We start from the raw sequence: 14,779 nt of genomic DNA on the forward strand, positions 1-14,779 counted from the left end.
ACCCGCAGGCGGAAACAGACAAAATATCCGTTACCCCAAGACGTTTCAGCGCGTCTATGTTGGCACGATACGGAACTGTCGTTGGCGTATGCACATGCCCGCGCCCATGACGCGGTAAAAATGCCATTTTCACACCGTCCAAAGTCCCAGTGAGGATCTGATCAGACGCGTCGCCCCAAGGGCTATCGACGGTTTGCCAAGTCGCATTTTCAAGCCCATCAATTTCATAGACACCAGAGCCGCCTATTACGCCAATCATTCGTTCCATCGAGACCTCTCAAATTGTGCATTTGACTAAAGCTTAGGCGCTTAATTCAGCGGCGAAAAGAGAGAATGCGCTTGTCGTCGCCCATATCTGCGTTGAAGGCTGGCGTCATCGGATGAAACACAATAAAAGCGCGGAAAATAAGCAGGTTTTGATGCGTATACAGTTTGATACAGGCCCTCTTGCGGGGGCATCTCAGAGCGCTCTTGTTGGTGATGTGGCGCAAGGGTCGGTGTTTGAAGCTCCGTCCTCGATGATCTGTGCGCGCAAAGCGGATGAGCTGCCCGCTGCCTTTGCGGCGATCGCGCAAGCAAGGGCCGATGGGTATTGGATCGCGGGGTATATGTCCTACGAACTGGGGTTGCTTCTTGATCCGGTCTTGCACCCACTGCTGCGCGACGGTCGAGATCTGCCATTGTTGGAATTTGGTGTTTATGAGGCTCCAAAGGTCGTAAATACACCCCAAAATGTAGAAAAAGTGCAAACAAAGTTGTCTCCACGTTGGGGATTGGACCGCTATAAAGCTGCGTTTGATCGCGCCAAATCCTACATCGAGGCGGGCGATTGTTATCAAGTGAATTTGACCTTTCCCGTTGATGTTCACAGTGATGCCACGCCGCGACAGTTGTATGATGCTTTGCGCGCCCGTCAGCCTGTGCCTTACGGCGCGTTGATTGAAACCGACCATCACACGCTGTTGTCGCGGTCGCCTGAGTTGTTTTTTAAAACAGATGCGGCGGGGAAAATCACTGTGCGACCGATGAAGGGCACAGTGGCGCGTAATGATGATCCGATCAAAGATGCCGAAGCCAAAACGTGGTTGGCGGCTTCGATCAAAGACCAAGCCGAAAACCTGATGATCGTTGATCTTTTGCGCAATGATGTGTCGCGGATCAGTGAAATCGGGTCTGTCAAAGTGCCCAAGCTCTTCGACATTGAAGCTTATAAGACCGTTTATCAGATGACCTCCACCGTTACGGCGCAGATGTTGGCTGATGTGGATTTCGCCGACCAGTGCAAAGCGTTGTTTCCTTGTGGGTCCATCACAGGTGCGCCGAAAATTCGCGCGATGGAAATCATTGACGAATTGGAGCGAGCGCCGCGTGGGGCCTATTGTGGTGCCATTGGATGGATCGCGCCTGATGGCAGTTCCGAATTCAACGTCGCCATTCGCACGTTGGTGTTTGAAAATGGGGCCTCATCGGGCCATCTGAATGTTGGCGGCGGGTTGGTTTATGACAGCCAAGCTGAATCCGAGTACAATGAGGCCTTGCTCAAAACGGAGTTTGCGCAGCTATGACATTCGCCCCAGAATTCCGCGTGATTGAGACGCTTGGCTGGTCGGTCAAGACGGGCGCTGTACGTTTGGATCGTCACCTTGCGCGTATGGCTGGCACTTGTGCGGCTCTGGGGATTTTGTTCCCGCAGGCGCAGCTTCGGGAACTGATAGATGGTGTGAACACGGCGCATGATCTGCGGTTGCGTTTGACCGTGGACCGCGAGGGGCAAGGCGCTTTGGAGCACTGGCCGCTAGCCGCCACGGCGGATCAGTGGCGTTTTGCGATTGCGGCGCGGCGGTTGAACAGTTCTGATATGTGGCTCGGGCATAAAACCACCAACCGTGCGCTGTATGATCAAGCCCGTTTGGGGCTGCCCGAGGGCATTGATGAGCTGATTTTCCTGAACGAACGGGGCGAGGTCTGCGAGGGCACGATCACCAATCTGTTTGTGCAACAGGGCGAAACGCTTGTGACGCCGCCGCTGGCCTCTGGCCTCTTGCCCGGTGTACTGCGCGCAGAGCTGCTGGACTCAGGCCGCGCGGTTGAGGCCGTGCTGACCTTGCCGGATTTGGAAAGTGCAGAGGCGATATTCTGTGGAAACTCATTGCGCGGGCTAATCCGCGCCACTCTTGCCGAATAACGCCAATAGTCTGTGTGGTAACATTTCGCGCATCGAATTCGGGCTGTCTCTGTGCAAAGCTCAGCCTGTGCTGTCTTCAATGTGGTGGGCTGCACGTCAGTCGAGCAATATAGCAACATATTATAGGCGAAACCCGTGCCAGCACGCGGAGTGTGTGTGACACTTGGGAAAACCTGTGTTATGTGCGCGGCAAAGGTACAATCTTACATTTGGGGAACTCCCGTGACACAATCGACGCTCGCCGCTTTTGCGGAGAAATTATCATTGCCGAATTCCGGCAACACACGGCTGACACCGATGCAGGCCAAGACAGACGTTTTGTCTGGTTTGACGGTGGCTTTGGCCTTGGTGCCAGAGGCTGTGGCCTTTGCTTTCGTGGCTGGGGTGCACCCGCTGGTCGGTCTTTACGCCGCTTTTCTGGTGGGTCTTGTGACCTCCTTGATTGGTGGGCGTCCAGGCATGATTTCAGGTGCAACAGGGGCGCTCGCGGTTGTGATGGTGGCTTTGGTTGCCGATCACGGTGTTGAGTATCTGTTTGCCACTGTCGTCTTGATGGGGATTTTGCAGATTTTGGCGGGGGTATTCCGGCTTGGGAAATTCATTCGCCTTGTGCCGCATCCTGTGATGCTGGGCTTTGTGAACGGTTTGGCGATCGTGATTTTCCTCGCGCAGATGACGCAGTTTAAGGTCGCAGATGCAGCAGGGCACATGGTTTGGATGCCGACTGGCACGTTGGCCTTGATGCTGGCGCTTGTGGCGTTGACCATGGCTGTGGTTTGGGGCTTGCCGAAGGTTACCAACATTATCCCAGCGCCTTTGGCGGGGATTTTGATCACGGCTGTGGTCGTGATTGTGTTCGACATTCCAGTGCCACGCGTGGGTGATTTGGCCTCTATCGAGGGCGGTTTCCCGAAATTCCACATTCCGATGGTGCCGATGTTTGAAAGCTCTGGCCAGTTCTTCGAAGTGATGTCTGTGATCTTGCCTTACGCATTGATTTTGGCCGCAATCGGCCTGATCGAGAGCCTTTTGACGCTGAACCTTGTGGGTGAGATCAAAGGCGAACGCGGAGGCGTGTCGCAAGAATGTGTGGCGCAAGGCGTGTCCAATGTTGTGACAGGCTTCTTTGGCGGCATGGGCGGCTGTGCGATGATTGGGCAATCGATGATCAACGTGAAATCAGGCGGGCGCACGCGTTTGTCAGGCTTTTCTGCGGCGATCTTTTTGCTGATCTTTATCATGGTTGCCTCGCCCCTGATCGAGACCATTCCATTGGCAGCACTCGTGGGCGTGATGTTTATGGTGGTGATCGGGACGTTTGCTTGGAACTCGTTCAAAGTGATGCGCAAAGTGCCACGTATCGACGCTTTTGTGATCGTTTTGGTAACCGTGGTGACCGTGCTCGAAGACCTCGCGATTGCGGTGGTTGTGGGTGTGATCGTGTCGGCGCTTGCCTATGCATGGCAGAACGCGTCACGCATTCACGCCAAGACATCCGAGACACCTGAAGGCGCCAAAGTGTATGCCATCCAAGGCCCGTTGTTCTTTGGATCCGCAGAAGGATTTGGTGAGTTGTTCGACGTGGCAAATGACCCATCCACCGTGATTGTGGATTTCGCAGACAGCCGTGTGGCCGACCAATCGGCATTGAACGCGATTGAAGGTATTGCGCTGAAGTATGAGGCGGCTGGTAAGGAAATTCAGCTGCGCCACTTGAGCCATGATTGCCACCGTTTGCTGTCAAAAGCGGGTCACTTGATCGTTGATAGTGATGATGATCCTGATTACGAGGTGGCCACGGACTACACCGTACGCACGGGCATTTTGTCTGGCGGTCACTAGGTTTTCGACCTGACGACAAACACTTAGAATTGCGAAAGGGCCTCCAGTTGGGGGCCCTTTTTACAAGACGTGCGGTTTTTGTTTTGTAACTTTGGGCTCAAAATCAATCATCAGGGCGGGTGAGTTCAAACAGATCAGTCACTTGCGCGTAGTCGCGGTAGCCAAGGCGTGACAACAGTTGCGCGGCTACTACGTCAAAACGCCCATCAACGATGCAATCATCGCGCATGTGCACACCTGTGACTTCGCCGATCACCATGTGGTTGTCATCGCCTGCAAGCTGCACGATTTGCGTCACTTTGCATTCAAGCGTGGCGGGCGCGTCCAAAACGCGAGGGCAATTGATGGTATCGCAATCGGTCTTGGTGATGCCTGCATAAGCAAATTCATCCACATCCGCAGGCACATGTTTTGACGATTTGTTCATCACATCCGCCAAGGCGCGGCCCACCAGATTGATGGCGAAAACGCCGGTGTCTTTGATGTTGCTCAGGCTGTCTTTGGTGCCAGAAGATGAAAACATCACTTGAGGCGGCACATAGGCGACGGCGTTGAAGAATGAGTAGGGCGCGAGGTTGTCGATGCCGTCAGCTGATCTCGAAGAGACCCATGCAATAGGGCGCGGTGCCACAATGGCGTTAAACGGATTGTGCGGTAGGCCGTGGCCATTTTCTGGGCGATAAAACATTGCAAGTCTCTTTGTCGATGTGCGGGCGCGAATTGGCGCGCGTGATGCGTTGCCCCTTACCTAGTGCCGTGGTAGCAAAAATTCGAGCGAAATATGACATCGGGCGCAATCCAAGGGCGCTTCGGATGCAATGCTACGTGGACAAGGGGCGGGCGTGTACAAACTTGAGGTCGAAAACGCAAACGACATGTGGGAGGTCGAGGCCCTCTATGACACGTGTTTTGCGCCAGGGCGTGAGGCCCTGTCGTCTTATCGTTTGCGCGACGGCGTTTTGAAAGTCGCAGATCTGTGTTTGGTGGCGCGCGACGAATTGGGCATTGTTTCTGCAGCCATTCGGTATTGGCCTGTGCATATTGGTCCTCAGAAAAAGCTATCTTTGTTGCTTGGTCCGATTGCTGTGCACCCGACGCGTCAAGGCGAGGGCTTGGGCGGGCTGGTGATGCAAGACAGTATGGAGCGCGCGAAGGCGCTCGGATGGGCGCGTGTGATGCTGGTGGGGGATGAACCCTATTATCGCCGCTTTGGGTTTAAAAAGCTCGACGATGTTCAGATGCCCCCTCCGACAAACCCCGATCGTGTGCTCGGTGTCGCTTTGCAAGACGGCGCTTGGGATGCGGTTTCAGGACAGGTCCAGCGCATCACTTGATCTGATCTTGCCCCTTGGCAAACACCAAGTGCTTCCCCACATTGGGGGCATGAAACAAAAACCTCCGATGTTGTATGATGGCGATGTGGCTGTCTTGCAGGCGCCCACGCCCGAAGCCATTCGTGCGCTTGCGGCCCGTTTGAAACGTGCCAACAATGCTGGCATGCAGATCCTAAATATGGTTGGCGGCACTGCGGATGGGCTGTTTAGCAGACTGCCCAAACCTGTTCGTACACAGCTTGAAACAGCGACATTGTCGGCGCTTGAGCTGGCATTTAACGGGGCCACGCGGTCGCGGCAAAACGGGTTTGAGGGCGGCGGCTGGTTGTCCAAGGCTGTGTCTTCGAGCCTTGGTGCAGTCGGCGGCGCAGGCGGTTTGCCCACGGCCCTAGCAGAGCTGCCTGTGACGACAACGGTGTTGCTGCATGCGATCCAAGCGGTGGCCAAAGAACATGGATTTGACCCCGAACGCGAAGACGTGCGCAAGGCTTGCATCAACGTCTTTGCCGCTGCAGGCCCTTTGGAAGACGATGATGGTGCTGACCTTGGGTTCTTGGCGGCACGCACGTCTCTGACGGGGGCCACGATCAATGGCATACTTGCACGCGTTGCCCCGCGCTTGTCGGTCGTGTTGGGGCAAAAACTTGCGACGCAGGCCGTGCCTATTTTGGGCGCTGTTGCGGGGGCTGCCACCAACTATGTCTACACCGCCTACTATCAAGATATGGCGCATGTCACATTTGGCATGATGCGGTTGGCTGAAGACAGTGGCGAAAGTTTCGACACATTGAAAGAGATGCTGCGGGTCGAGATGGCAGGGTAACCTGCACGGATGCAGCACCTAGAACGCATTTACGCGTTAAAAGGTGATGCCTTGTTCTTCCAAGTATGCCGCCACGGTGCTGCGCACAGTTTGCTCGCCGTTGTCTGCAGCCGCATCAATTATGGCCGCCACATCGTCCAAATTCACCTGACGCAACACGTGCTTCACCGGACCGATAGAGGCGGGGCGCATCGACAATGATTTAAGGCCCATAGCCGCGAAGCAAATGGCTTCAAGTGGTCGCCCAGCATCTTCGCCACAAAACGACACAGGCGTATTATGCGCATCGCAGCGGGCGACGATTTGGCGAATGAATGTCAAAAACGAGACATTCAGCGTATCATAACGGCGACGCACGCGTTCGTTTTCGCGGTCTGCGGCAAAGAAGAATTGCTTCAAGTCATTGCCGCCGATGGAAATGAAATCCGTCTCAATGAAAAACTGATCCGGTGCAAATGCCAAAGAGGGCGTTTCCAGCATCGCGCCCACATCGACGGACATGGGCAACACGTGGCCAAGCCGTTTTTCATTCGCCAATTCAGCATCGAGCATGGCACGTGCGGCGCGAAACTCTTCGAACTGGGCCACAAAAGGAAACATAACGGTCAATGGGCGGCCCGCACAGGCACGTATCAGGGCTTGCAGCTGCATGCGCATCACGCCGCGCTTATCAAGCCCCACACGGATCGCCCGCCACCCCATGGCTGGGTTGGGTTCATCTTGGGGCTTCATGTAAGGCAGGACTTTGTCAGACCCGATATCGAGCGTGCGAAAGGTCACGCGCTTGCCACGGGCAGCGTCCATCACGCTGCTGTACAGGGTCGCAAGCTCGCCGCGACGCGGAACAGAGTTGCGGATCAAGAATTGCAGCTCGGTGCGAAACAGTCCAACCCCTTCGGCCCCTGAAGAAATCAGGGAGGGCAGGTCTGCCATGAGACCCGCGTTCATGTTTAAAGCGATGGTCTTGCCACAAGGCGTAGTCGCCTTTTTGTCGACCAAATCAGCATAGGCTTTGCTCGCTTGGTCTTGCATTGCGATCTTGTCGCGAAAGGCGGCGGCAACGCTGTCTTCTGGGCGTAGATGGACCACGCCTTGTTCACCATCCACCAAAATCGCGTCACCATTGAGCGCTTCAGTGGTGATTTTCTCGGCGTGAATGACCAGGGGAATGGCCAGCGCGCGCGCAACAATGGCAGCATGCGACCCCACGGATCCTTGCTCCAAAACAATGCCGCGCAGTGATTTGCCGTAGTCGAGCAACTCAGCTGGACCGATGTTTCGCGCAATGAGGATAGGGTTTTCGGGCATCTCTGCGCCTGTATCAGACCCTTGGCCTGTCAAAATGCGCAGCAATCTGTTTGATAAATCATCAAGGTCGTGCAGGCGTTCGCGCAAGTAGGCATCAGGCACGCTCGACAGTCGGGTGCGTGCCGTGGATTGTTCTTTCTCAACAGCGGCTTCAGCAGACAGACCGCGGCTGATGTCTTCTTCCATCCGACGCATCCAGCTGCGCGAATTGGCGAACATGCGGTAGGCTTCCAGCACTTCGCGCTGATCTTTTTCTTTGCTGTCGACCACAGACAGCATTTCATCAACCGACACGCGCAACGCATTGACCGCGTCTCGCAGGCGGACCAATTCGGCGTCGGGATCGTCTGCCACGGGGTTGGTCACAACCACGCGCGGCTCATGCAGATAAACGTTGCCTTCTGCGACGCCTTCTTGACCTTTCGTGCCGCGAAACAGCACGGGGTTTTGGTGCAGCGCGCCCAAAGCGGATTCTTCGCCAATAAAGGCGCCCAGTTCGGTCATTTCGGCCAGAACCATCGCCACAACTTCGAGGGCGTAAAGCTCGTCCTCTGAAAACTGTCGCGCCTCTTTCGATTGAACGACCAAAACACCAAGCGTGTCGCCAAGTCGTTGAATTGGAAGGCCTAAAAAGGACGAATAGATTTCCTCGCCCGTTTCCGGCATGTAGCGGAACCCTTTGGCCGAAGGGGCATCAGCGGTGTTAATCATCCGCTTAAACTTCGCAACGCGCCCCACAAGACCTTCACCAATACGCAAGCGCGTGATGTGAACCGCTTCGGCGTTTAGGCCTTCGGTTGCACAAAGTTCAAGGGTTTCACTGTCACGGAACAAATAGATCGAACACACTTCGGTCTGCATCGAATCCGCAATGAGATGCGTGATCCGGTTCAGGCGCTCTTGGCCTGCGCCATCTTCGGCCAAGGTGTCTCTGAGACGACCAAGCAGCTTACGGCTTTCGCTTTCGTGGCGGTTCGTCATGTGTCTTGCGTGTCCCTAATCAGCCCTACGTGGACGCTTATGTCTTTAGAGCATAGATGGGGGCTTTGCCCATAGAAAATCAACTGCCCAAGCCCCAGAAACTCTGGACCTGCTAAGAAAAAGTGCAAATATTTCTGCATCTTGGTGCTGCGCTTGCGTAAAATAAATGCTGCACGTGCAGCGTTCCGCCGCACCTTGTTTCCTGTTTGCGCGTAAAGCTTTCGCCAGAAAATCGCGGGAAACGGTGCGACATAACAAAGGGCGAATGCTCTATAGGTTTGCGTCGATCATCGACCGGATTTTCACCGCTTTCTCAAAGTGATCAAGCCTATGCGTCTGAATCCACCATGTCGCCGCTTCCATCAACAGCTCTGGGTCGTCATTCTTATTGGCGAAAAAGGCGTAAAACGACAGACCAACCCCTGTGCCTTTGGCGGCGATTTTTGCATCACAAACGGATGCGATTTTATGTCTTAGACTGTCGCGCATGATCCTGCCTTCGCAAAAAGAAAGCCTTCCGCCCACAATTTGGGCGAAAGGCTTACATGTTCCAAACATTCCCAAAGGGGTGTTTTTAAACTTTTTCAAGCTCGAAAGCGTCGTGCAAGGCTTGCACGGCCAGCTCGGTGTATTTGCGATCCACCAACACAGACACTTTGATTTCAGATGTGGCGATAACTTTGATGTTGATGCCTTCGTCAGACAGCGTTTTGAACATCTTCGCAGCCACACCAGATTGCGACCGCATGCCGATGCCAACCAAAGAGATTTTCGCAACATCCGTGTCAGAAACCAAAGACTGGTAATTCACTTCGCCGCGCTCTTTCGTGGCGGCCATCGCAGCCTCAGCGCGTGCCACCTGATCGACAGGGCACGAGAAGGTCATATCGGTGCGACCCTCTTCTGAAATGTTCTGAATGATCATATCGACGTTCACGCCAGCTTCCGCCAGTGGGCCAAAGATCGCGGCGGCGATGCCTGGGCGGTCGGCCACAGAGACGAGCGTCATTTTGGCTTCTTCGCGTGAGGCCGCGACGCCGGAGACTACATTGTTTTCCACGATATCCTCCTCGGCACAGATCAATGTGCCAGCATTTGGGTCATATTCTTCAAAAGACGATAGCACGCGCAGTTTAACACGATAGCGCATGGCCAATTCAACAGAACGGGTTTGCAAAACCTTCGCACCCAAAGACGCAAGTTCCAACATCTCTTCAAACGAGACCTTTTCCATCTTGCGGGCTTTGTCAGTGATGCGTGGGTCAGTTGTGTAAACCCCGTCCACATCGGTGTAGATGTCACAGCGGATCGCATCAAAAGCAGCGGCAAAAGCCACGGCTGTGGTGTCAGACCCACCACGACCCAGCGTGGTGATACGGCCCTCGGCTGAGATGCCTTGGAAACCAGCCACGACAGCCACTTTCATGCCTTCACCGAACTTTTCGTTGATGTTGTCTGTTGGGATTTCGTCAATCCGCGCGGCCCCGTGGGCAGAGCTGGTTTTCAGCGGCACTTGCCACCCTTGCCAGCTGCGCGCAGGGATATCCATCTCTTGCAACGTCAAAGCCATCAAGCCCGCAGTCACGTTCTCACCAGAAGACACAATGGCGTCGTATTCGCGCGCATCGAACATGGGTGAGGTTTCGTTGACAAGGCCAACAAGCTTATTGGTTTCGCCAGACATGGCGGACACAACAACGATCACGTCATTGCCATTGGCAACTTCGCGGCTAACACGTTTGGCCGCACGTTTGATGCGGTCGAGTGTGGCGACTGATGTGCCGCCGAATTTCATTACGAGAACTGGCATTTTGGCCCTTCTCCCCCGTCTAGAATGATCAAGGTGTCCTAGGGGGCATTTGGGCAAAGTGCAAGAGAGGCCAGCGCCAGAATGGCCAATGGGTCGCGAATTTTCACGTTCACGCTGGATTTATCCGACTTGGCGCAGAAATGGCGCCGAAACTAGGTCAGTTGAGCTTACGTTTCGGCAAGAACGGCAATGGCAAGACGGGCACGCCTTCTTCGATCAGCGCCTTGGCATCTTCCGCTTTGGCTTCACCATAAATGGAGCGCGCAGGCGTATCGCCGTTGTTCATGTCACGCGCCTGTTTGGTGAAATCCGCGCCGACATAATCGGCGTTTTGCTCAAGATGATCGCGCATGGCGGCCAGCGCCGCTTCTGGATCTGGGGCCGTGTCCGGCGTTGCATCTTGTGTGGGTGCAATTGCTTTGGGTTGCTCCGGTGCCGCTTGCGGCGCGCTGTCTTGATCTGCTGCGTCGAGCGCCTTGCGGGCCGTGCTAACCTGAGGTGCCATCAATGATTTGTGAACGTCATCCACGCCGCAATGTGGGCAAGACAACCGGCCATCAGCCTGCAAAGCTTCGAAAGCCGAGGCAGATTTAAACCAGCTTTCAAAGCTGTGTCCGTCGCAACATTTGAGCATGTATCGGATCATTTTTCCAACCGTTCGTTTCAGATGAATACATTCACGCTTTGGCAAGCGTTTTAGGCGCGTCCCGTGCCTATGTAAACGTTTTGTAACCCCATAAGGTTATTAAAGTCGCATCAAACGCGGATCAAAATGACGTAAAATTTGAGCGAGTTCCGGCTCGCTCGCCATTTCTGCCGCTTTTTTGGTCGACACCCATTTGCGCTTGCGTTGGCCGCGCTCTGGGTAGTCTTTGAGTATCTTTTCGGCCTTCATCGGAAACACAGCGACCATACACGGCACGGGGCCGTCTTTTGAGCGTGGAAACTTTGTATAGTGGTACAGCCCAATACAAATGGGGGCCACTTTTCCAACAATGCCTGCTTCTTCATAAGCTTCTGTCGCGGCGGCTTTGGCGGGGGTTTGTCCTTCCATTGGCCAGCCTTTGGGCACAATCCACCGTTTGCGGCGGCGGGTTTGCACCAGCAACACTTGAACGCGATCTTTGCGAATACGCCAACACAGCGCCCCGAATTGAGTCCGAACACCCATTTTTGTTGCACCCATAAGGCGCATTGGGCGTTGCTTGGTCCGCACTGCGTTCACCTCAGTAGCTCCATCATTCTTTGAAGTCTTTTCCACAGGGTAGCAAAATGAGCGCGCAAATCCAAAGGTTTTCTAAAAAAACCAATATGATGCCATTTGAAGCATGCTATCGCGGTGGCTGCGTTAGAGGGCAGGCGCGGATGCGCGATTTTCTGTCGCAATGGCTGTGTCGAGGGCATCCCAAAAGGCCGCTGTTGCCGCTTTCGATGTGCGCAGACCGTCGAGTGCCGCAGCGCCATTTTGGGTCATTTGTTGGGCCTTGTCTGGGCTGCGCAAAAGGGTATCGAGCGCCTGTCCAAACTCTTGCGGCGTGGTGATGCGCAGAGCAGCATCTGCGGCGTGCAGCGCTTCATAGGCGTCGTTGTGATTTGACACATAAGGCCCGTGTAAAATGACCGATCCGAATTGCGCAGGTTCAAACGGGGTATGCCCGCCGTTGTCCACCAAAGACCCACCGACAAAGGTATAGCCAGAGACTTCGTACCACAGTGGCATTTCGCCAAGTGTGTCGGCGACATATACGTCGGCCTGTGCCGCGGATGCGCCCGTGCTGCGTTGTGCGACGTTAAGATCGCGTGCGCGTGCCAAGGCGCAAATGTCTGCGGCGCGCACGGGGTGGCGTGGGGCAAGGATCAGTTTCAGGTCTGGGTGCGCGGCGCGGGCCCGAGCAAACCCGTCCAGAATGCTGTCGTCTTCGCCTTCATGGGTTGAAGCTGCAAGCACGGTCATTGACCTTTGAAAGCTGTCGGGCAGTTGCGCGGCCTTCGCAGGCGCGCTTGCTTTCATTTCGACACCGCTTTTCAGATTGAACATCGGCAAAATGCGTTCAGGCGACAGGCCCAAGGTAACATAGCGATCTTGCGAGGCTTGGTCTTGCGGGGCGAGGGCTGAGATCGCCGCAAGGGTGTGCTGCGAAACGCCCTTCAGCAAGGCCGCATTCTTTTGCCAAAACCGCAGCGTCTTTTGCGACATCCGCGCGCCCACCACCAAAACAGGAATGCCGCGCTGCGCGCAGGCGACGAATCTGTTCGGCCAGATTTCGTTTTCAATCGTCAGCAAGGCTTCGGGCTGGGTCTGGGCGATGAAGGCCTTCACGCAGGCGTGGTAATCCAGCGGGGCCAGCCGAACTGTGACACGCTCCATGCCCCAACTGCGCACGAGTTTACGCGCCGAAACGCTGTTGACGGTGACGATGATGGCGCGGTTTGGATCACGCTTGAGCGCATCTTCGATCAATGCGCGCCCGCCTGTCAGTTCGCCGTTTGAGGCCCCGTGAACCCAAAGTGTCGGACCTGAATGTGGCGCGAGCGCGGACAGCCCTGCGCCAAAGCGTTCCCGAATATCGGCAAGCGTTTCCTTGCCACGCAGAACCTGACGTAGAGCAAAGAGCGCGGCGATAGGGGCCACAATGGTAAGAAAGAGGCGATAAATAATCACAAGTTGGTCCGTCCCAAGAAGTGCGATAGCTCTACGCGGGACCGCATTCCTTTGGCAAGGGGCAGGGCGGATTTACCTCTCGCGAATCCCTTGTGGCGTTGCCATTTGGCACAGCTGCGCACTTCGTGGTTTTTGCGCTGAACAGGCAAACTATTGTTCATAAACAAATTTTGGAATGTGATGGCGCTAACAAGACTTGCTACGTTAATTGTTCATTGACATAACAATTTTGAGATGCGCATTCTTCGTGCACTTGGGAGAGAGAATCTATGCAAGTTACGGGAGCAGTGGCACTTGTCACTGGAGCAGGCAGCGGCTTGGGCGAAGCCACCGCGCGTCGTTTGGCCGAGCAAGGCGCACGTGTTGCGGTCTTGGACTTGTCGCTTGAGGCGGCACAAAAGGTTGCGGACGACATCGGTGGTCTGGCTGTGGCGGCTGATGTGTCCAACGTGGATCAAGTCGAAGCTGCTTTTGCCAAAGTTGCTGAGACGTTTGGTTCGGCTCCGTCTATCGTGACATCTTGTGCAGGCATCGGAACCGCAGGGCGCATTTTGCCGCGCGATGGTGCGCTGACGATCGATTCCTTCGTGCGCACGGTGCATATCAACCTGATTGGCACCTACACAGTTCTCAATATTGCCGCGCGTGAAATGGCCAAGCTTGACCCCGTGGACGACGATGGGGCGCGTGGCGTGATCATCAATACGGCGTCTGTGGCCATCGAAGATGGTCAGATCGGCCAAGCGGCATACTCTGCATCCAAAGGCGGCGTTGCGTCCCTGACATTGCCTGCCGCACGCGAACTTGCCCGCTTTGGAATTCGGGTCATGACCGTCGCGCCGGGCTTGTTCGAAACCGCGATGAGCGTAGGCCTGCCGGCTGATGTGAAAGCCGAAATCCTGACGAATGTGCCTTTCCCGAACCGGATGGGCTTCCCCGAAGAATACGCGAAGCTTGTGACAAGCATCGTTGAAAACTCAATGCTCAATGGCACAGTGGTCCGTTTGGACGCTGCCACACGCATGCCGATCAAATAATAAGAAAGACCAAAGTCTAATGTCTGACACCACACAAACAGGCCAATATCTTTTGGTTGAAATCGACGGCCCAATTGCCACGTTGACGATGAACCGTCCGGGCAAGCGCAACGCGATGTGCGATGAGCTGTTGGACGAAATTGAAGCCTTTTTCGCCAAGCCGCCTGAGGGTGTGCGCGTGGTTATTATGACAGGCGCCGAAGGGCACTATTGTTCTGGTTTGGACCTGTCCGAAGCGGTGCGTCGCAACGCCGAAGGTGTGATGCGCCATTCGCGCAATTGGCACCGCGTCATGGATATGATCCAGTTCTCTGGTTTGCCTGTGGTGTCGGCCATGTTCGGCGCTGTGATCGGTGGCGGGCTTGAATTGGCGGCGTCTACGCATGTGCGGATCGCCGAAGACAGCACGATTTTCCAATTGCCAGAAGGCATGCGCGGCATTTTCGTGGGCGGCGGCGCCACAGTGCGTATCGGGCGCATTTTGGGCGCGGACCGCATGGGCGAGATGATGTTGACGGGTCGCAAATACAATGCCGACGAAGGCCTTGCACTTGGTTTGACGCATTACAGTGTTGGCGCGGGCGAAGCCTTGCCTTTGGCGCGCAAACTGGCGGGCGACATCGCGAAAAATGCGAGCCTGTCCAACTACATGATGATCCAAGCGATCAGCAGAATTTCTGACATGCCACGCGCTGATGGGTTGTTCACGGAAAGCCTTTGTGCTGCAGTGTCGCAAACCAGTGATGACGCAGAAGAGGGGCTGAACGCCTTTTTGGAAAAACGCAAACCGGTCTTCC

The 14,779-nt window shown here is 55.2% G+C and carries 14 protein-coding genes and 1 pseudogene; 7 read left to right on the forward strand and 8 right to left on the reverse strand.

Features of this window, described 5'->3' with window-relative positions:
* Positions 1-268 (reverse strand): annotated as a pseudogene (locus ABF287_RS11280) (S-methyl-5'-thioadenosine phosphorylase); the annotation flags it as partial.
* A 151-nt stretch (positions 269-419) separates the two neighbouring features.
* Between ABF287_RS11280 and ABF287_RS11285 the strand changes: the two are divergent.
* From ABF287_RS11285 to ABF287_RS11295, 3 genes are all read left to right on the forward strand, one after another.
* The gene (locus ABF287_RS11285; RefSeq protein WP_347185107.1) at positions 420-1,565 is read left to right on the forward strand and encodes an aminodeoxychorismate synthase component I; all 1,146 of its coding nucleotides are present in this window, start codon (positions 420-422) and stop codon (positions 1,563-1,565) included.
* Positions 1,562-2,185, forward strand: a complete 624-nt coding sequence (locus ABF287_RS11290) for an aminotransferase class IV family protein (protein ID WP_347185108.1) — start codon at positions 1,562-1,564, stop codon at positions 2,183-2,185. The genes ABF287_RS11285 and ABF287_RS11290 overlap by 4 nt, the downstream gene beginning before the upstream one ends.
* Positions 2,186-2,407: 222 nt before the next feature.
* Entirely contained in the window at positions 2,408-4,027 is a 1,620-nt protein-coding gene (locus ABF287_RS11295; protein ID WP_347185109.1) for a SulP family inorganic anion transporter, read from the forward strand.
* Between the two features lie 103 nt (positions 4,028-4,130).
* Here the strand turns inward: ABF287_RS11295 and ABF287_RS11300 are convergent, their stop codons facing one another.
* Positions 4,131-4,715, reverse strand: coding sequence for a flavin reductase family protein (locus ABF287_RS11300; RefSeq protein WP_347185110.1), 585 nt, complete (start codon positions 4,713-4,715; stop codon positions 4,131-4,133).
* Between the two features lie 154 nt (positions 4,716-4,869).
* Here ABF287_RS11300 and ABF287_RS11305 point away from each other — a divergent pair, with 154 nt between their 5' ends.
* Together ABF287_RS11305 and ABF287_RS11310 are read left to right on the forward strand one after the other, a co-directional pair.
* A complete protein-coding gene (locus ABF287_RS11305; RefSeq protein WP_347185121.1) occupies positions 4,870-5,361 on the forward strand; it encodes an N-acetyltransferase in 492 nt (163 codons plus the stop codon).
* 49 nt (positions 5,362-5,410) lie between these two features.
* On the forward strand, positions 5,411-6,184 hold the full coding sequence (locus ABF287_RS11310) for an EcsC family protein (protein ID WP_347185111.1): 774 nt from the start codon (positions 5,411-5,413) through the stop codon (positions 6,182-6,184).
* Between the two features lie 36 nt (positions 6,185-6,220).
* On the opposite strand, the gene ptsP is transcribed toward ABF287_RS11310, so the two are convergent.
* The 6 genes from ptsP to ABF287_RS11340 form a co-directional block, all read right to left on the reverse strand.
* Positions 6,221-8,473, reverse strand: a complete 2,253-nt coding sequence (gene ptsP / locus ABF287_RS11315; RefSeq protein ID WP_347185112.1) for a phosphoenolpyruvate--protein phosphotransferase — start codon at positions 8,471-8,473, stop codon at positions 6,221-6,223.
* A gap of 270 nt (positions 8,474-8,743) precedes the next feature.
* Positions 8,744-8,962 carry a DUF6500 family protein gene (locus ABF287_RS11320; RefSeq protein ID WP_347185114.1) on the reverse strand — a complete coding sequence of 73 codons (219 nt, stop codon included), beginning with the start codon at positions 8,960-8,962 and terminating at the stop codon, positions 8,744-8,746.
* Positions 8,963-9,047: 85 nt separating this feature from the next.
* On the reverse strand, positions 9,048-10,283 hold the full coding sequence (locus ABF287_RS11325; RefSeq protein WP_347185115.1) for an aspartate kinase: 1,236 nt from the start codon (positions 10,281-10,283) through the stop codon (positions 9,048-9,050).
* Between the two features lie 157 nt (positions 10,284-10,440).
* Positions 10,441-10,929: a DUF1178 family protein gene (locus ABF287_RS11330; protein ID WP_347185116.1), complete on the reverse strand. Its 489-nt coding sequence runs from the start codon at positions 10,927-10,929 to the stop codon at positions 10,441-10,443.
* 99 nt (positions 10,930-11,028) lie between these two features.
* On the reverse strand, positions 11,029-11,454 hold the full coding sequence (locus tag ABF287_RS11335; protein ID WP_347185117.1) for an NUDIX hydrolase: 426 nt from the start codon (positions 11,452-11,454) through the stop codon (positions 11,029-11,031).
* A gap of 177 nt (positions 11,455-11,631) precedes the next feature.
* The gene (locus tag ABF287_RS11340) at positions 11,632-12,945 is read right to left on the reverse strand and encodes a glycosyltransferase N-terminal domain-containing protein (protein WP_347185118.1); all 1,314 of its coding nucleotides are present in this window, start codon (positions 12,943-12,945) and stop codon (positions 11,632-11,634) included.
* Between the two features lie 269 nt (positions 12,946-13,214).
* On the opposite strand from ABF287_RS11340, the gene ABF287_RS11345 reads away from it, so the two are divergent.
* Both ABF287_RS11345 and ABF287_RS11350 read left to right on the forward strand, forming a co-directional pair.
* On the forward strand, positions 13,215-13,982 hold the full coding sequence (locus ABF287_RS11345) for an SDR family NAD(P)-dependent oxidoreductase (RefSeq protein WP_347185119.1): 768 nt from the start codon (positions 13,215-13,217) through the stop codon (positions 13,980-13,982).
* A gap of 19 nt (positions 13,983-14,001) precedes the next feature.
* Positions 14,002-14,779, forward strand: a 778-nt coding sequence (locus tag ABF287_RS11350) for a crotonase/enoyl-CoA hydratase family protein (protein WP_347185120.1), incomplete at its 3' end; no start/stop codon positions are given.

It is taken from the genome of Pacificibacter sp. (assembly GCF_039769035.1).
In the GTDB taxonomy this organism is placed as follows: Bacteria; Pseudomonadota; Alphaproteobacteria; order Rhodobacterales; family Rhodobacteraceae; genus Celeribacter.